We start from the raw sequence: 17,698 nt of genomic DNA, 5'->3' as shown, positions 1-17,698 counted from the left end.
GAATAGGTCGTCATGCTGCGTTTGACATCTCATCGCGGTGGTTCCGGCAATCGATTCCGCCTTCGGCTGCAGTACCGCCATTTTGTTTATTTCTTTTTTGTGGCCGCGATTTTTATGAAACTGGTCATTTTGCATAATAATCTGCATGCCCGTTACATCGACATGAACCTGCTGGACGATCTGATCGCCATCGGTTCCATTCTGCTGGCTTCGTTCTGGACGTTATGGCTGCCCCCACAGGGAAGAAGTATCGCCTTGGGAGTGCTAAACGTGCTGCTCACCGTACTCATCTTCGCCGATTTGGTCTATTACCGCTATTTTGGCGATTTTCTCACTGTGCCCGTCCTGCTGCAAGCTGGACAAGTTGGGGATCTGGGCGGGAGCATCCGCGAGCTGATCCGCGTTGCCGATCTGTGGCTGATCGCCGATTGGGCGGTTTGGGCGGTGTTTATGGCTGTGCGCCGCATAAGACACGGAGGCGGTAACCGCCATCCTTCGGGTTGGCTCCGCAGCACCGGCAGATCCAACGCCTTGGGGCGCGGCTCCTTCTCGCCCATTTCCTTTAGCGGCACCTCTCGCCGCGCGCTCGGCTGGCGCAGATTCCGCCGCCTGTATACGGGGATCGGCATCTTTGTACTTGGCTTTGCGCTTACGTTGGGACCCATTCGCTTTTATACCCAAACCTGGGCGGTCGGGTTGTTCGAAAACAACTGGTGGAACGTCTCCTTATACAACGTGACCGGCTTGCTAGGCTTCCATTACTATGATGCAAGCCGTTACCTCAAGGAGCATCTCGGAGGCGGCCAAACGGTCAGCCCCGAGGAGCAGGAAGAGATCCGCCAGTGGTTCATCGAAGCTAGCCAGCGCCGCCAAGCGGACAATGCCCTGTTTGGGAAGTATGCTGGCAGCAATGTGATCGTCATTCAGGCCGAAGCCTTTATGAATTTCATGATCGGCAAAACCATAAGCGGCCAAGAAATCACGCCGAATTTCAACAAGCTGATGGGTGAGAGTCTCTATTTCTCGAATTTCTATCATCAAACCGGTCAAGGGCGCACCTCGGATGCGGACTTCTCCTCCAACAGTTCCTTGCATCCGTTGCCCACAGGCTCGGTCGCTGTCCGTTATCCGAACCATACGTTTGACGTGCTGCCGCAGATTCTGAAGACAGAAGCCAGCTATACTGCCGATGCTTTTCACGCGTACGAGGGCAGCTTCTGGAACCGGAACAATATGTATCAAGCGATGGGCTACGACCGGTTTTACAGCAAAAAAGACTTCCAGCTGGACGAGCCTCTGGGCTGGTCGCTGGGAGATAAATCCTTCTTCCGGCAGTCGCTCACGATCATGGCTCAGGAGAAACAGCCCTTTTATTCGTTTATGATCACCTTATCGAGTCATCATCCTTATACGCTGCCGGCTGGATTGCAGGAACTGGATACCGGCGAATTCAAGGGCACGATATTCGGCGATTATTTGCAGGCCGTGCATTACGTGGATGCCGCGCTTGGAGAGTTCGTGGAGGGCTTAAAGCAGGAAGGATTGTGGGATCATACGATTTTGGCCTTCTATGGGGATCACGACAACTCGATCACCGACAAAGCGGTGTATGAGCAGTTTTTTGGCGAATCGCTGAGCGAGCTTGATGTGCACCAGATCATGAATCAGGTGCCGCTGCTTATCCATCTGCCGGATGGTCAACATGCCGGTGTCTACGAGGAGCCTGCTGGTCAGCTTGACCTCACGCCGTCGTTGCTGCATCTGTTAGGTTTTTCCTCAGATTCCTACTACATGATGGGGAATAATCTATTTGCCGATCTGGGAAGTGAACGTGCAAGGGATCGGTTGGTCGTGCTGCGCTCCGGCGCGTATACAGACGGCGAGCGCTACTATATTCCATACGACGATAACTTGTTTACGAACGGCAGCTGCTACGACTTGACCAATCGGAAGATTACCGAGATCGAGGCATGCCGCGCGAAGCACGAAGAAGCGATGAAACGCCTGCGCTTCTCAGACGAAATCATCACTTCCGATTTGATTGCGGAGTTCCGCAAGGAGAACTAACGAGCAAGATGGGGGGAGACACTGGATTCGCGGCCGATGCATCCGATCGGCTTGAACCGTCAGTCCCGCACGTCATCTGTCAGTCTGGGCAAGGCGAAATGCTGCTTTGCATGTCATCCCCTCCTTTGGCTGGTTAGATGACTTCCAGCCCATCGTTATCCGGCAGCTGCGGGTAAGCGGCATGCGGCTCGGATTGATACCAGTAGCTGACGGAGGCGATGTCGTCTTGCAGCGGTAAATAGCGGCCGCCGGAGCGCCAGCCCAGCGCCTGAATCGTCACCCGCAAATCCGCTTCGAAGCGGATCGGGTCCATGACATGCCAGCGGTACATGCCAAAGCGCTGCTGGCTTCGGTACAGGCCGTCGGGCTTAATGATCTGATGAAGCCCTAAGTATGGCGTGGAGTAGGAGCCATATTCTCCTTTGGGTTGCTCGAAGTTCCATGCCCCGCCGAAATAGTCCTCCGTGCCAGTGCCGCAAATGGTCGGGAAATCCTGATCTCCATCCATGTAGAACTTGATCTCGCCTTCCCCCCACCAGCCATTATTGTTCACCTGCCACGCCAGATATGTACCGACGTAATGCCCTTTGCCGCATACGCCGTCTAACAGCACATGCACGTCCTTGTAGCAAACCGGGTTGCTTCTTCTCCATTGGGCGTGAAAATACGCAGCATCGTCCGGTACCTCGGTTAAGGTGTAGTCGATTTGGTAATACAAGACAACCGCCGAATCCATCCGGTTTTCGATGGTGATTTTGGCCTTCTTGCGGAACGGCATCACCCAGTAACTGTTCATCCCGCCGGCCGGATTCACCGCGATCGGCAGCGAACTGACGTTGCTGCGCTCGCACCAGCCGTTGCAGAAGAAGTCGCCCAGCGGTGTCTCCACGCTTGGGGTGTCCTCATCGTCCCAGTACATCCGCAAGATCATATGACGCCAGCTTTCTGGAAAACAGGTCAGCCAAATATGCTGAATCGCACCCGGCCCGTCGATCTCCGCCACCGTAAAGGTCTGGCCTGCCGCGATATTTACCGACGGGGAGACCTTCCAGCCTTGCCCAAGATCACTGGCGCACTCCGCCCCGGTTCCTTCTGTCGCCATGCCGCCTTGCCCTTTAGCGCCGGTAAAATTCTCCGCACTGATTGATCTTGTCTTCGCCGGCGACAACCGGTACAAGTTGCCTAATCCTAGATCTAGTCCGTTAAATGGGTTCATCATCGTCCCTCTCCTTCATTATTGATGGAACATATCTCTACGTACGCTTCGTGACTCAGTCCCTAGCCTCATCCGGCCTCAGGCTGTTCCTCTCGCTTCCACCATCTGCAGCCCCTTTCGGTTCGAATCAGATCATGTTATGATGTAAGCGATTTCATATCAAATTTTACATGATCCTATCTCCCGGTTTCCATGTTGGGATTTGTGATTTGTTATCCATTCTTGCTATTGTCCACACAGGAGGTACCGATGGACAATCCGACTTTGACTCCCTCGAACCTGATACATCGCCTGTCACCCAACGTTCGAAGAGCCTGGAACCACCGGGTGGACACGATGAAGCTGGCGCCTCGCATCATTTTTGACTATGAACTGTTGTATATGGAAAAAGGGGAACTCACCATTCGTGTGGAGAACGATACGTTTGTTGCGGTGCCCGGAGATATTTTACTGTTCAAACCGGGGGTGGAACATGAGTTCATAGACTCGCGGGGAGAATGTTGGATGCCGCACATTCATTTTGATGTGCTGTATCATGAGGATTTTGAGCAGGTACCAATCAATTTCAAAAATCGCAGCGAATGCACGGAGGCAGAGCTGGCTTGGCTTCGGCCTGACATACTGGGGCAGGCTTTCGGGTTTCCCAACGTCCTGCGGATCGGCAACCATGCCGAGGTACACAAGACGCTGATGCAAATCATTCATGCCTACGAGCGGCGTGATGCCGACTACCCGTTGATCCAGAAAGCGCTGGTGCTCCGCATCCTTTATTTGCTGCAAAAAGGGCTGAGGGCGAACAACAACGCGCATCTGGTCATGCATCAACGTGCCATGGAGCTGGCGGTCACCTACATCATGGAGCATTACAACGAAACGGTCCCGCTGAAGACGTTATCGAAGCTCGCTTGCCTCAGCGTGTTCCATTTCTCCCGTATTTTCAAGCAAACGTTCGACCTGACCCCTCATCAGTTTCAAATCCGCTACCGGATGGAGAAAGCCAAAGAACTGATGATCTTTCACCGCTTGTCCTTATCCACCATCGCTGAGAAAGTCGGCTACAGCAACATATACTCCTTCAGTAAAGCGTTTAAGCAGGTTGAAGGCATGTCCCCTCGCCAGTTCATGCGCTCGCATTCGAATTCGAGCTAGGCGGATGGGCCCGTCTGGATTTGCTGCACACTTGGCGACTCGATTCCCGGCAAGCTCAATGTCGGACGAGGGGTCCCCTTCATCTCTCCACATGCTATGGCTGCAAATGCTCCCCCAGGAAACCGTAGGCCTTCAACCGATGCTCGTCAGGGCCTTCTTCATGGCCCATAAACGGGTAGAGCAGCAGCTCCTTCCCCGGCGCAGGGTTTCGGTTATAAGCTGCTGCGATCGTTTCCGGCCAGCAGATCAGATCTTTAAAACCTGCGGAGTATAACACCGGGATGTTGATTTTTTCGGCCAAGTTCAGATTGTCAAAATAACTCAATGTCGTTAGGACTTGCTCCAACGATCCCGGGTTACGGGCGACAAATTCAGCGATTTCCGAGACGGAGCCGGTTGAATTCATCAACGCGAACTCCAAATGACACAGATTCGGGACGTTAGCAACTGCCGCCCGTGGTACCTTGCTTAACGCCGCCATCTGCAGCGCCAAGCCGCCGCCCTGGCTTGTTCCGTACACCCCAATTCGCTCTGCGTCGATTTCAGGTTGGGCACTCACCCATTGCAGCGCCTTCCAGGCGTCGATCGTCATCGCCAAGCCGTAGAAGTGCTCCGGCTCCAGCACACCTTGGGTCATCGACCCTTTGAAGATCCCTCGAGCAGAGGCTAAGCGATTCCCCGTTTCCCCTGTCTGGCCGCGCGTATCCACCGCAAAAACGGCATACCCCATCTGCAGCCAAACGGCATAATTTTCCGGAATCCCCCGATGACATTGATATCCTTGATAAATCACCACACACGGAACTTTCCGATTTTGCTCGTCCCCGCCCTTCGGGACCAAAAACCAGCCATACAGCGGCGTATCATCGTATCCCTCAAACTGCACACGCGCCGCAAGGGTTCCCTTCATCAACGTCGCTGCAGGTTCCCGGCGATCATTCAGCGGCTTGGCTGCAAACCGCTCTAACGTCTGACTCCAAAACGCATCAAAGTCCTCTCTTGCCGTACGAGCTGCCCGATAGTTTGCGACATCCTTCATCCGTTCCTGAATCGCTCCCATGATCTAACTCCTTTGTTTGGTGTTTAATCGATTGGCCGTTTTTCTTAAGAATACCCTACCAGAAACGGTTGTCCGAAGGAAGCTTTCAAAACAGCTGATCCCCTAAAAAAAACCGCCGGAGCTCCAGCTCCGACGGCTTCTCATTTCTAATTCTCTCACTTCGGTTTCTTCACAAAAGGCGCAGCCTTCGCCAGCACCTCGTCCTCTGTCGGTGCGCTGACGTATCTGCCGTTGATATATACGAACGCTCTTTTGCCGCACGGACCGCAATACGATTTGCAGCCGATTTTGATCTCGGCATCCGGCGCGAGCTTTTGCAGCTTCGGTACAAACGTCTTCATGCGGATATGATTGCATTTATCGCAAATCCGAATATCGTTAGCCATGCCAGGTCCCTTCTTTATCGTTAGCTAAAGCTTAGCTTAGTGATCCCCGTGATTGCCTTTGGAAGGGTTGGTAATCACGAAGCCTTCCTCCGGAAAATACAAATAATCGATCTTCACGCCATCCAACAACGGATCCGTTCCTTCCACGATGACATCGATGTCCTTATCGGTCTTGACGATTTGGTCGTTCTCGGTAGGCTTGACCAAATCCAGGCCGTAGTGAGCATGGTCGCCATGAGAATGGGTGATGAATACCTTCAGCGTCAACCCTTGGTTTTCTTCCTTGGCCAGTTCCTTTTGTATCACTTTCGCCGCATTGCGGGTAATTTTGACTCTCATATGATCTCTCCTATCGCACAAAATGGCTTCCCCTAACATTCCTATTGTAAAGAAACACAGCTCAACAAGCAAGGCTCAACGCTAAGCACCCGGATATTTCCGCTCTGCCCGGGTCACAAACCAATCCATCAGCAGCATCGTCACCGCCATGTCGTCGATCGGAATCCACGGCAGCACATCCGGCAGAACCCAATAAGCAAGCGCCGGCACGACCAGCAACAGCTTATCGGTAAGCGGAATGTTGCCCGAAGTGAGCAGCGGGAGAGTCCGGCGAAAAATATGGGACCAACGACGAAGCGACCACCAGCTTTTCCATTTCATTTCCATCCCTCCCGTTTCGGCGTAAGTGTTGCGCTGCTACTTAGGATACCCTATTGTACCATGGTTCATGGCCCAATAAAAAAAATCCGAGACAAACCCCGGATTTTTCCACCCCCAAACTTGGCTCCATTCTCTCTTTACAACAGGTACACCAAGATCGCCAGCACCACTAAATGCGCAGGATAAAAAGCTCTCCACACCCAGCGGGGCAGCCGCCAGGTTTCGAGCTTTCGCCACAGCCCCGGCCCGTAGGCAATCACCAGCGTCGGCAGGATGCTGGCCAGCTGAATCACCCAGCCGTAGGCGAACAGATACACGAGGTTCAGGAGCAAGTGCATCGCCACCGTTTTTCCTTGATTGGCAAATTTGAAGATCAGCACCAGCAGCAGACCGTAAGCACCATAATCAAACGGAAGCACCTCCATAATCACGCAGACAACAGCGATAATGATCGCGGACAGCGGCCCCGGCTTCGACGAATCCAGCATGCGTAGCACCAGTAAAGATACGAATAAGGTCGCCACGACGTTTAAACCGTTCGTATCGAAAGCCAGCTGGTAAGGAATTTGTGATAGCACAGCGATCAGTAGCAACCGTGATGCGTACTTCCGGTAATTGGAGGTGTGCTGATAACCCTGGACCAGTGCGTAGGCATAGATCGGGAAAGCAATTCGTCCGATTATCCGCCAGAGAACATCTCCGGGAAAAAACAGCAGCCCAACATGGTCGATCAGCATGGTGATCATGGCGATCAATTGCACGGCCTACACTCCTTTCGTTGATCAACGGGGTTTAAAAATTTTGATTTTCATTTTTTCTAATCTTCAGTAGACTGAAAATAAGCCAAATTAGCGTTGCCATCATAGATAGGGGAGTCATCATGTACTTGTTTATCGTCAATCCAAATGCGGGTAACGGCGAAGGTCGCCGGATTTGGAATAAAATCAGCAAAAAGCTGCAACGGCTTGGTATTCCTTACGAGCACGTCTACACCACAAGCGCCGAGCAAGCGCATACATTCCTTCAGGGCAAGCTAACCGGGGAAGTGTCTTGGCGCGCGGTGGGCGTGATCGGAGGCGACGGCACCATCCATAGCCTGCTGCCTGCGATGCACCAGTCCGGCGTGCCGCTGGCGGTCTTCTCCGCCGGATCAGGCAATGACACTGCCCGCGGATTCGGCATCCCGCGCCGGGTTGGCGGCGCGCTGAAGGTATTGCTGAGCGGCCGGTCAACGGCAGCTGATCTTATCTCCATCGATGGAGATCGCACGCTGACTGCACTGGCGGTCGGCTTTGACGCTCAAGTTGCCAGCAATGTCAATGACAGCCGCTACAAAAAAATATGCAATGCGTTGGGACTAGGCAGGTTAGCTTATATCATCGGTATTTTTCATACCCTTCTTACCTATCGTCCCGGACCGTTAACGCTCGACTGCGACGGAACCACTTACCATTTCGAGTCCGCCTGGCTGACGGCGATTAATAATGTTTCCAGTTATGGGGGAGGCATGACCATCTGTCCGGACGCCAAGCCGGACGACGGGGTGCTCGACCTGTGCGTCGTGCACGATTGCTCCAAGCTGAAGCTGCTCCTGTTGTTTCCTACCGTCTTGTTTGGAGGTCATACGAAGCTCTCCTTCGTCACGATGCTGAAGGGCCAAAACATTACGATTTCCAGCTCTCTGCCGCGTCTTGCTTTAGGTGACGGAGAGCACGTGGCTACTACGCCGCTTCGCGCTACCTTGGAACCCGGCTCTATTCGAATCATTCGTCCGTAACGAAAGACACATGTGCTGCGCGACAGTTTCTATGACGTGGTTCAAAAAAACCTTTGGGCGGGTTGTTAAGCTCCCCCAAAGGTTTTTTTGATTGTTACACCACAGGACTGGATACCTGCCAAACGATGGGACTCAGCTCGACTTGCTCACCCAACCACTGTCTGGCGATCTTGCGGAACATATCGGCTTCCCCGCTGCAGAAGAACTGATGCACGGGAGTACCGTTACCGCGAGCCAAACATCCCCGTTGATGTAGAATCGTGCTGATTTCGCGGGCAGTTTCATCCGCAGAACTAATTAACTTCACATTTGGCCCCATGACACGTTGAATGGGGTCTTTCAAGAACGGATAATGAGTACAGCCTAGAATTAAGCAGTCCATCGGCTGCTTCTTCATCTCCCGAAGAGATCGCTCCACCACATGCAGCGCTTCCTTCGTTTCATACAACCCATGCTCTACTAACGGAACAAATTCAGGACAAGCTTCGCTAACGATTTCGATTTGCGGATTTAACTCACGTAGCGCTACCGTATAGGCCCCGCTACGAATCGTGCCTACCGTCCCGATGACGCCAATCTTTCCGGTCTTCGTCGCGCTGATTGCTGCGCGGGCACCCGGATGAATGACGCCAATGACAGGGATATCCACCTTGGCCTTGATGAAATCGAGTGCAGCCGCTGTGGCGGTGTTGCAGGCAATCACAATCATTTTCGGATGGAACTGGATTAAATAATCGACGATTTGCTCGGTAAACAAGCGGACTTCCTCGGGCGACCTTGGGCCATAAGGAGCCCGGGCCGTATCGCCGAAGTAAATGATTTTCTCTCTGGGAAGCTGCCTCATCACTTCCTTGCAGACGGTGAGGCCTCCCACTCCCGAGTCTAATATGGCGATGGCTTGCTGCACGAACATACCGCTTCCTTTATGTTTAGTGTAAAATCCTTCTCATTACTTTATGACTTCGCACCACAGAGGGTACCTAAATCTTAACTCAATTTGTAGTGCAAGAAAACCCGCAAGGGCGGAGAAAACGGGAAAAAGACCCGGGAGCGGGTCTTTTTCGGGCGATCACTGTGGACAGCCGTTCGAATTATTGGCCTTCCTCTTTGTCGGAAGTTGCCGCTGCTTCCACAGCTGCAGTAGTCGCTTCAACGGCTTCCGTCGTTTCTTCTTCCGTTACGACGCCAAGGGCCACTGTCTCTTCTTCGGTCACCGTCTCCTCTTCTTCATCTGCAAATTCGGAGACTTGAGCAATGACCTCTTCTTCATCGGTGATCTTGTCGGAACGACGGCTTTGGATTTCACTGATCAACACTTCAGCGGCTTCCTTCACCTTGCCGACAAGAACGGTACTTTGCTCCGATACTTTTCCGGCAACCTCTTGCGTCTTCTCTCCGACTTGACGAGCCCCGTTGGCAATATCCTTACGCAGCTCTTTCCCGGCTTTGGGGGCAAATAACAACGCCGTTACCGCACCGGCAACCGTGCCGATGGCGGCCCCCCATATCCAACCTTTGTTTCCTTTGCTCACGACTCATCTCTCCTTTTTGGCTTTCTCCGCGAATGCCCATATCGATAATGTATTATAAGCAGCAAGGGTCTGTCCGGTCACACTTGTAAGGAAAAAAATTGGGCTTGTCTGTCTGAGATTAGACGCCTTCCTGTTCCAGGTACTTCAGCACATTGGCCGAAAAATCCTGCAAAGCCTCGGGCAACCGCCCCCTTAGCCCTTCGACCTCCTGGCGATCCCAAGCAAAATATTCCTGAACTAACGGTTTCCGCAGTCGAACCAGTTCGATGAGCGTAACGTGCAGTTTCGCATCGATGACCGTTTCATCCAAGAGGATGTCTACAATGTCCTCATAGCTGCTGGCGTCACGCATAATAAACCCGTCGATTAAATAGCTGCCGACGTCCGTTACGATTTCCAGCGCCAGATGCAATGCTCGTTCCTCTGCATAACGCCCCAGCAGGGAGGAGTTGGCCTCCGCCGCTTCACGAAGGGCCTGCAGCAATTCTGGCAGCATGTCCAGCCTGCGTTCGATTTGTTCCCGGTTTACATAATACAAGGGGATTCCCTCCTTTGGTCCAGTCTAAAATTCGAAATCGACTGCGACCTGACTCTCGCGTACTTCGCTCATATGCTCGATTACTTTCTTGTGCTCCGGATGAACTTGATATCCTTCCAAATCCGCAAGCGAATCAAAGGTAGCAATGAGCGCAATGTCATAGGAACGAGGGGAACGGATCACGTCGGTGCCCACCTCAAGGCTTCTGAGCTGCTCTACTTTACCCTGCATGCCGCGCAGTATCTCAACCGTACGTGCCACATTTTCCGGAGATGCATCCTTCAATTTAAACAATACGATATGCTTGATCATAATTCACCCTTCTCCTTCTTAACGATTCCGTATCTCATTTCAGCATAACATAAAGGGTATCTGCCGGAAAGTAAGGCACTCCCGAAACTCTATCAATCTAGTTTCATATGATATATTGTCTCATTTACTAGAGACGAGATTTAGAGGGAAAAGAGGTGAATCGCAATGACCCTCCTGCGCTTTCTGCTAAACGAACCGTTGCGAAGGCGAATTCGCCTGCTGCAAGCAGAACTTGAGCTGCTAGCCAGCCGAGTGGAGCATCTGGAGCATGCACTTGATGCCGCCTCCTTCCCGGATTCGGCGACCCGGCAGCAAATGAAAGCCTCGATCGGACTCAGCATCACTATTGAGACGACGGGCTCCGTCATACAAGGCACATTGGTCACCGTGCATAACGATGCCCTGGAAATGATCGATGAGTCAGGTCGGCAGGTGATCGTCCCGGTCGCCAAAATCACGAGCATCAAATTGTAAACCGCGTGAAACCGGCGTGGTCCTCCCATTCGGTAACCGGGATGGCTGGATGGGAGGAGGAACACATTTTTTTCGCTGAAGGGATATTGACAGCTTGACTACGTTTTTATACAATAAAGAAGTCGCTCATACGGGGCCTTAGCTCAGCTGGGAGAGCGCATCGCTGGCAGCGATGAGGTCAGGGGTTCGATCCCCCTAGGCTCCACCATACATACAAATATAACAGTCCATTCGGGGCTGTTTTTTTAATTCTGTGGCGAAAAACGCCCTGAGGATCCTGATTCACGATCAGGAATCCCGGGGCGTTTTTTTCCTCACTCCGTACGAAAGCGTGTTAGCGATTACCGCGCCATTGCCATAGAGTTTACTTCCCCTCAAAAGCCCGTTGCAACTCCGAGAGGTCAAACTTCTTCATCTTCAGAAACGCCTGCGTCACTCGATTCCGTTGTTCCAAGGTTCCCTGGGTCAGCATCTCATCCAAGGCGGACGGAGTGATTTGCCACGAGAGGCCATACCGGTCTTTGAGCCAACCGCATTGTTCGGCCTCAGGAACGGCGGAGAGACTTTCCCAATAATGATCAATTTCCTCCTGCGTGTCGCAATTCACCAAGAAGGAAATGGCTTCGTTGAAGACGAACCCATGAGCGTGCGCACTGTCCATCGCTGCAAACCAGGTATTCTCCAGCATAAAATCGGTGAACATGACCGCCCCTTCCCGGTCCGGTTCTTGTCCGGGGCCATACTTCACGATCGTGCCCGGTTTCGCATTCCGGAAGACGGAGAGATAAAATTCACGTGCTTCTTCCGCTTTGCCACAGTTATCCTCTGTGAACATCATGGACGGAACAATCGGTGGACGCGGCTCCCCCTCCGGATTCGTTAACATCAGCTGCCACGTAACCCCGTACTTGTCCTGAATCCAGCCATACCACTCGCTGAAGGGGTATCGATCCAACGGCATGAGCGCAGTCCCGCCGTCAGACAGCTTGTTCCACACTTCATTCAGCATTTCTCTGGCGTTAGGGTCTCTGGAAGGGTCGAAATTGACGATGCACGAGATCGAAGGATTTAGCTTGAAGTACGGTCCAGCCGAAATCGCCATAAACGGAAAACCCCAAACGGTAAACGAAACCATTTCGGAATCACCCGAAGGGGTATCGTTTAGCGTCGTAACCCCCGTGATTCGGGATTCCGGAAATACGGAGCAATAGAACTCTGCGGCCTCCTTCGCCTGTTTATCGAACCATAGATGCAAGCTGATGGATGTACTCACCTTTTTCCTCCTCTGCATGAATAAGGATATTCTTCTTCATTCTAACATAGTTTATTCCCCTTGGCCTGCGGGTGCTGATGAGTGCTATGAGTGCCTAGAGGTGACTTTGAGTGCCTGCGGGAGCATCCTTTACCTCCTAGTGCTTGCGGGTGCATCCTTTACCTCCTAGTGCCTGCCGGTGCTTTCTTTTACCCCCGTGGGTCTGCGAATCCCCTCCGATTAACCGCTAACGCTTGCCACAGATCTTATTTGCTCCAAAAAGGACACTTTGCGATTCTAACGCTTACTACAGAGCTTATTCCTCTGTTTCCCCCTATTTTTCTCGATTTTCACCTTAATAGAGTGTCTCATCGTCGTTAGAATTTTTTCGAGAGCAAATTTGCCTTAATAGCGTTGCTCACAAGCGTTAGAGTTAGTGTTATGTTAGCACCAGTAATCGCATTAGCACCAGCAATGGCATTCGCACCAGCAGCATTCACACCAGCAACAGCCTCAGCACCAGAAGTGGATTTAGAGCTAGCCTTAGCCCCAGTTACATCCTGCCATCCGAGCGCCTTGCCCCTAACGCGCGTTCGGAAGCCGGAACGTTCGATACCGTTGTCTCCCGCCTACGACCTCCAGCAACTTTCGGTTGTGCATAGCATGTAGAATTGCTCGTGTATGCTGCTTGGATAGACTGAGATGATCCGCGAGCTCTGCCGGCGTAAAGGGGCGCATCAGTCGTCTGGCAAACCTTAGGGTTTCCGCTTCGGCCCAATGAAGGTTAGAAGGTACGGCGTTGGACAGGAACTTACCAACAAAGGATAAGACCAGCTGCTTGCAAACTCCCGGGTCTTCCCGAATGGATAGATAGGCAATCGGTAGGAACAACCAATCGTCTAACGCCAGCAGAGCTTGCTTCATACACAAATCCTTAAACCGCCCGGCCTCGATATCCCGAGCATGGCTTCGATAATCCTGAATCTCGATACATCCTTTGGCGTTGCCCGGTCGATAGGCCAAATCGAGGTAGCGGAAGCCATTATTAAAGTCGCGAACCTCATACTCAGGATAGAGATCATTGAGGTTTCCAATGGCGGGATACCAAATGTACCGCAGAAAATCCGTTGTGCCCCGGCTTAATCCCTTTTTGAGAAACTCCTTTCTTCTTGGGTTGGTCTCCTCGTCGATCTGCCGTTCCAGCCACTCCAAGTAAACATCATCGAACTCACTCATCATGCACACTCCCTTTCCGAGTCAATAAAAAAAACCGCCCCGTTCCCCCTTGCTCCAAGAGCAAGTCAGATCGAAGCGGTATGTGCTTCATACCGAAACATTCATTATGAAAAATAATGTATCATAAGACATATCTTCAAGCAAGTCGTTGCCCGAATTCATCTCGCAGCATGTCCATGCAAAGACATCTTCACCAAATACCGTGGCCTCATCCAGGAATAAAATTTGCAGATGGGACATATACAATTTCCGCGACGACATGCCCACCGTTTTTTCGCACAGCTTCACTAATGGAATCGGCATGTACCGAGAATACGAACGTAGGCGTACGCTCGCTCGATTGCTTCCGCGACATCTGATTTGGATTCACGACCTGGAAGCTGACCTCGTAAAGGTCATCCGCTTTATCGATCCCCATGGCTAGCACGATCGAAAGTTCATTTAATTCATTGCGGTTCCAATAACCTGACAGCAGCAGGATCATCGCGAGGGATATGGGGACAAGAACAAATCGCTTTACCTGTCGGTACACAGGGATCATCTCCTTGATTTCTACGGTCCTTTAGCTCCAGGTTGGTAGGGAAAGCGGAGGATGGCATCCGATTGCTTCCGTGCCTTGTAGGGAGCGACGGGCGATAAATAAGGAACGCCAAAGGAGTGGAGCCCGCTTAAATACACGACAAGCACAATAAAAGCGACGGTCAGCCCATAAATCCCCAGGGTTGAAGCAATCGCCATGAACCCGAAACGCAGCATCCGGATCGGGATCGACATGGAATAGAACGGAATGGCGAAACTGGATATGGCCGTAATCGCTACGACAACCACCATAACGGTAGAGACGATGCCCGCTTCGACCGCCGCTTGTCCTATGACGATAGAACCCACGATGGACACAGCTTGACCAATCGTTCTCGGTATCCGCAGCCCGGCTTCCCGCAAAATCTCAAAAACGACTTCCATGATCAACGCTTCAAGGAAAGCTGGAAAAGGGCCCCCTTCACGTTGGGCCATTAAGCTCAATAACAATACCGTCGGAATTAAGATACGACTGATAATTATCCTCGGCGGACTGAAGAAAGTCGACGAATAAGGTTGGGGCAAGGAGAACGAATGGCGTTCCGTCAATAAAGATGGCAATTCGGCCTTCCATTACGCCCGCTGCGATCGTATCTGGACGATCGGTGTTGTACAGCATAGGAAAAATCGTAAGCTGGTTATCCTGATTCAGAACTTCTTCATCCTTCACCCTATGACGTACTAAGGAAGTGTTCGTACTTATCGCCTCCGTGAATGCGTCCTGAGGCCCCCGATTATTTGGATAGGCCTTCGATTCGGCAATCGCGCGTTCCTCTAACCCGGGAATTGAGACAATCAAACCATCCATATACCCATCGATCAGGATCAGCGCACCGCCAGACAACAATCCGTTGCACGCATCCTCATAGGTGGTCACTGAGCTAACGCCGCCGACGTTGACGACCTTGTCCTTAACCTGAGTTGGCGTCATCTCCCCGTCTGAGGAGGTCTTCAGAATCGGGCGAATCACATCCTGTTGCAAGAGTTGATTGTCGATAAGTCCTTCGATGTAAACGATAGCGAGTTGCGTACAGTCCGCCGGCAAAAGCTGACGGAACACGACATCCGAACTGTTCCCGAGAAGCTCGCGAAGACCTTCCAGGTTTTGCTGCAGTTGTTTCGATAAACTCGTCCGGTTGTTGCATGTCGCTAGCCCCTTTGTTCTGATGGAAGTAGTAAGAGTATGACCAAAATTTTCTTCTCCTACTCTAGAAGTCGGGCTCGTGGGTTGATATTGGGGAAGTCCAGGATTGACATTCCAAATTAAGCGGATATAATAATACAAAATATCCCACATTCGACGATTGGGAGAGTAGCTGGCTGTTCTAGTCCAAGCGAGCCGGGAGGGTGGAAACCGGTACAGGGCTTCCAGTGAAACGGACCCATGAGAATGGTTGCTGAACGTGAGTCGAGTAAGCAGCCACGGCCCAAGACCGTTATCCTTCAGAGTGGTTAAACATGAAGTTTAACAACAAGAGTGGTACCGCGAGCGCGTAATGCCTTCGTCTCTTTGATGAGATGAAGGCTTATTTTTTTGCCAGGGAGGAGTGGATTTTATGATCAGCAGTTGGATGAAAAAATATCTTGAATTGTCCGTACGACAAGTCCTTTCAAGGCTTGGCCACAGCACCGAGGAGCTCCCGGACATTGTGATCGAGCGGCCCGCCCGTGCGGAACACGGGGATTATTCGACCAACATCGCGATGCAGCTGGCCAAAACGCTGCGTCAACCACCGCTGCATATTGCCGCACAACTGAAGAATGAATTGGAACAAACCGGCCGGATGGAGGGGCTATTCCACCAGATCGAAACCGCGCCGCCGGGCTTTCTGAACTTCCGCCTGGATTGGAACGAATGGGCCCGCAAGGATTTTCAACTTCCGCGGGCAGTTCGCGAAAAGGTCGTGATCGAACATACTTCCATCAATCCGAACAAATCCGCTCATATCGGTCATCTAAGAAACGCCTGTATCGGCGACTCGCTGGCGCGGCTGCTCAAGAGGGCCGGATACCAAATCGAAGTGCATAATTACATCGACGATCTGGGTAATCAGTTGGCAGACACCGTCGTTGGGTTGCTGAATGTGGATCATCAGGCTGCCCACGTGAGATTCGGCGATTTCTGTTGGGACATCTATTCCCGGGTTAACAAGGAATACGATGATCAACCGTCGCTGTTGGAGCAGAGAACGAAGGTGCTGCAGGCGCTGGAAGCTGGAGACGGGAACCTGGCTTGGGTTGGCTTGCTTACGGCAGAGCGTATCGTGCGGGAGCATCTGGAGGAAATGAAGGCGTTTGGGATTGATTATGATTTGTTGGTCTGGGAGAGCAACATTGTCCGGCAAGGGTTCTGGGACACGGCCTTCCGTTTGTTGCAGCAGACCGCACTCTTCCATAAGGAAACGTCCGGTAAGCTGGAGGGCTGCTGGGTCCTGAAGCAACCTGCAGCAGAAGATGTGGAGTCTGAAGCCGAGCATCAGGCCGATAAGGTGCTCGTTCGGTCCAACGGAATTTTGACGTATACGGCCAAGGATATCGCCTATCATCTTTGGAAGTTCGGTTTGCTGGGGAACGATTTCAGGTACAAACCGTTTGCAGATGGGCTCTGGACAACCAGTGCAGAAGGTGTCGCCGCCGATTACGGCAAGGCAGATCTCGTCGTCAACGTGATCGACCACAGGCAAGCGTATCCGCAGGCGATGGTGAAGCAAGCGCTGGAGGCGTTAGGCTTCACAGCCCAAGCGGAGAAGCTGCGCCACGTCGGTTACGGCGTCGTATCGCTAAGCCCTGGCGCAGCCCGGGAGCTTGGCCTCGACACCTCGGACGGCAAAGCCTCGTACGCTATGTCCGGCAGACAAGGGATCGGCATCAAAGTGTCCGATTTGCTGGACCTTATGGAAGCGCAAATCGAAGCCAAGCGGTCCGATTCCGAAGGGTTGTCCAGCCGGCTGATCGCAGCAGCGGCGATCCGTTATTATCTGCTGCGATTCGCCTTGCCGACTGAAGTAGTATTCGACATTCAGCAGGCCACGGAAACCACCGGCAACACCGGCGTTTATCTGATGTACGCGCATGCCCGGGCCGCCAGCATCTTAGCCAAAGCCCAAGCCGACGGGCTCCCTCGGATGGAGTCGCTGCCGGAGGACATCGCACCGCAGGAACGTGCCGAACACGCCCTGCTGAGGCAAATCGCAGCATGGCCGGATACGCTGAGCACTGCGTGTGAGGAACTTTCTCCTACACCGATCTGCCATTTCGCGTATGAGCTCGCCACCTTGTTTAATCATTTTTATACCGCCTGTCCGATCCTAAAAGCCGAGCCCGAGCGGCAACCCTACCGTCTGTGGCTTACTGCGAAATTTAAGGAGACCATCGCGGAGGCGCTGGATGTCATCGGATTGCCGGCTCCGGATCGCATGTAAGCAAGGCAAGTGTTTCGCCAAGCAAAAAAGAGGCGCGA

At 52.4% G+C, this 17,698-nt stretch carries 18 protein-coding genes, 1 tRNA gene, 1 pseudogene and 1 other annotated feature; of the genes and pseudogenes, 6 read left to right on the top strand and 14 right to left on the bottom strand.

Annotation, left to right across the window (positions count from 1 at the left end; translation table 11 throughout):
- Positions 1 to 12 precede the first annotated feature (12 nt).
- Complete coding sequence (locus M3G15_RS03000; protein WP_260070015.1) at positions 13 to 2,067, top strand: LTA synthase family protein; 2,055 nt, start codon at positions 13 to 15, stop codon at positions 2,065 to 2,067.
- A 133-nt stretch (positions 2,068 to 2,200) separates the two neighbouring features.
- On the opposite strand, the gene M3G15_RS02995 is transcribed toward M3G15_RS03000, so the two are convergent.
- Positions 2,201 to 3,286 (bottom strand): glycoside hydrolase family 172 protein, encoded by a 1,086-nt coding sequence (locus tag M3G15_RS02995; RefSeq protein ID WP_260070014.1) that lies wholly within the window; start codon positions 3,284 to 3,286, stop codon positions 2,201 to 2,203.
- 246 nt (positions 3,287 to 3,532) lie between these two features.
- On the opposite strand from M3G15_RS02995, the gene M3G15_RS02990 reads away from it, so the two are divergent.
- Positions 3,533 to 4,432 carry an AraC family transcriptional regulator gene (locus M3G15_RS02990; RefSeq protein ID WP_260070013.1) on the top strand — a complete coding sequence of 300 codons (900 nt, stop codon included), beginning with the start codon at positions 3,533 to 3,535 and terminating at the stop codon, positions 4,430 to 4,432.
- Between the two features lie 94 nt (positions 4,433 to 4,526).
- Here M3G15_RS02990 and M3G15_RS02985 read toward each other — a convergent pair whose 3' ends face one another.
- The 5 genes from M3G15_RS02985 to M3G15_RS02965 form a co-directional block, all read right to left on the bottom strand.
- A complete protein-coding gene (locus M3G15_RS02985; protein ID WP_260070012.1) occupies positions 4,527 to 5,492 on the bottom strand; it encodes an acetylxylan esterase in 966 nt (321 codons plus the stop codon).
- A 155-nt stretch (positions 5,493 to 5,647) separates the two neighbouring features.
- Positions 5,648 to 5,878: a YuzB family protein gene (locus M3G15_RS02980; RefSeq protein WP_009222730.1), complete on the bottom strand. Its 231-nt coding sequence runs from the start codon at positions 5,876 to 5,878 to the stop codon at positions 5,648 to 5,650.
- A gap of 36 nt (positions 5,879 to 5,914) precedes the next feature.
- Positions 5,915 to 6,217 carry a heme biosynthesis protein HemY gene (locus M3G15_RS02975; protein WP_009222729.1) on the bottom strand — a complete coding sequence of 101 codons (303 nt, stop codon included), beginning with the start codon at positions 6,215 to 6,217 and terminating at the stop codon, positions 5,915 to 5,917.
- Between the two features lie 81 nt (positions 6,218 to 6,298).
- Positions 6,299 to 6,538, bottom strand: a complete 240-nt coding sequence (locus M3G15_RS02970) for a hypothetical protein (protein ID WP_009222728.1) — start codon at positions 6,536 to 6,538, stop codon at positions 6,299 to 6,301.
- 137 nt (positions 6,539 to 6,675) lie between these two features.
- Positions 6,676 to 7,299 (bottom strand): conjugal transfer protein TraX, encoded by a 624-nt coding sequence (locus tag M3G15_RS02965; protein ID WP_260070011.1) that lies wholly within the window; start codon positions 7,297 to 7,299, stop codon positions 6,676 to 6,678.
- A 119-nt stretch (positions 7,300 to 7,418) separates the two neighbouring features.
- Between M3G15_RS02965 and M3G15_RS02960 the strand changes: the two genes are divergently transcribed.
- On the top strand, positions 7,419 to 8,315 hold the full coding sequence (locus tag M3G15_RS02960) for a diacylglycerol/lipid kinase family protein (RefSeq protein ID WP_016312797.1): 897 nt from the start codon (positions 7,419 to 7,421) through the stop codon (positions 8,313 to 8,315).
- A gap of 94 nt (positions 8,316 to 8,409) precedes the next feature.
- Here M3G15_RS02960 and racE read toward each other — a convergent pair whose 3' ends face one another.
- The 4 genes from racE to M3G15_RS02940 form a co-directional block, all read right to left on the bottom strand.
- Entirely contained in the window at positions 8,410 to 9,228 is an 819-nt protein-coding gene (gene racE / locus M3G15_RS02955) for a glutamate racemase (RefSeq protein ID WP_016312798.1), read from the bottom strand.
- A gap of 178 nt (positions 9,229 to 9,406) precedes the next feature.
- The gene (locus M3G15_RS02950) at positions 9,407 to 9,847 is read right to left on the bottom strand and encodes a YtxH domain-containing protein (RefSeq protein WP_016312799.1); all 441 of its coding nucleotides are present in this window, start codon (positions 9,845 to 9,847) and stop codon (positions 9,407 to 9,409) included.
- A 118-nt stretch (positions 9,848 to 9,965) separates the two neighbouring features.
- The gene (locus M3G15_RS02945) at positions 9,966 to 10,385 is read right to left on the bottom strand and encodes a DUF86 domain-containing protein (RefSeq protein ID WP_016312800.1); all 420 of its coding nucleotides are present in this window, start codon (positions 10,383 to 10,385) and stop codon (positions 9,966 to 9,968) included.
- Positions 10,386 to 10,409: 24 nt separating this feature from the next.
- On the bottom strand, positions 10,410 to 10,697 hold the full coding sequence (locus tag M3G15_RS02940) for a Dabb family protein (RefSeq protein WP_016312801.1): 288 nt from the start codon (positions 10,695 to 10,697) through the stop codon (positions 10,410 to 10,412).
- 165 nt (positions 10,698 to 10,862) lie between these two features.
- On the opposite strand from M3G15_RS02940, the gene M3G15_RS02935 reads away from it, so the two are divergent.
- Positions 10,863 to 11,171, top strand: coding sequence for a hypothetical protein (locus M3G15_RS02935; RefSeq protein ID WP_260070010.1), 309 nt, complete (start codon positions 10,863 to 10,865; stop codon positions 11,169 to 11,171).
- Positions 11,172 to 11,303: 132 nt separating this feature from the next.
- Positions 11,304 to 11,379 (top strand) — tRNA-Ala (locus M3G15_RS02930).
- A 156-nt stretch (positions 11,380 to 11,535) separates the two neighbouring features.
- Here the strand turns inward: M3G15_RS02930 and M3G15_RS02925 are convergent.
- The 4 genes and pseudogenes from M3G15_RS02925 to M3G15_RS02910 form a co-directional block, all read right to left on the bottom strand.
- Positions 11,536 to 12,462 (bottom strand): VOC family protein, encoded by a 927-nt coding sequence (locus M3G15_RS02925; RefSeq protein WP_050769828.1) that lies wholly within the window; start codon positions 12,460 to 12,462, stop codon positions 11,536 to 11,538.
- A gap of 543 nt (positions 12,463 to 13,005) precedes the next feature.
- The gene (locus tag M3G15_RS02920; RefSeq protein WP_036646488.1) at positions 13,006 to 13,659 is read right to left on the bottom strand and encodes a transcriptional regulator; all 654 of its coding nucleotides are present in this window, start codon (positions 13,657 to 13,659) and stop codon (positions 13,006 to 13,008) included.
- 208 nt (positions 13,660 to 13,867) lie between these two features.
- Complete coding sequence (locus M3G15_RS02915) at positions 13,868 to 14,191, bottom strand: Ger(x)C family spore germination protein (protein WP_260070009.1); 324 nt, start codon at positions 14,189 to 14,191, stop codon at positions 13,868 to 13,870.
- 20 nt (positions 14,192 to 14,211) lie between these two features.
- Positions 14,212 to 15,535, bottom strand: a pseudogene (locus M3G15_RS02910) (spore germination protein).
- Positions 15,530 to 15,751, top strand: a binding site (T-box leader). Its footprint overlaps the pseudogene before it by 6 nt.
- 43 nt (positions 15,752 to 15,794) lie before the next feature.
- Between M3G15_RS02910 and M3G15_RS02905 the strand changes: the two are divergent.
- On the top strand, positions 15,795 to 17,660 hold the full coding sequence (locus M3G15_RS02905; protein WP_036646481.1) for an arginine--tRNA ligase: 1,866 nt from the start codon (positions 15,795 to 15,797) through the stop codon (positions 17,658 to 17,660).
- Positions 17,661 to 17,698 lie beyond the last annotated feature (38 nt).

The sequence above is a fragment of the Paenibacillus sp. p3-SID1389 genome, assembly GCF_025151705.1.
Taxonomy (GTDB): Bacteria; Bacillota; Bacilli; order Paenibacillales; family Paenibacillaceae; genus Fontibacillus; species Fontibacillus phoenicis.
This window is presented reverse-complemented; position numbering and strand designations above follow the sequence as displayed.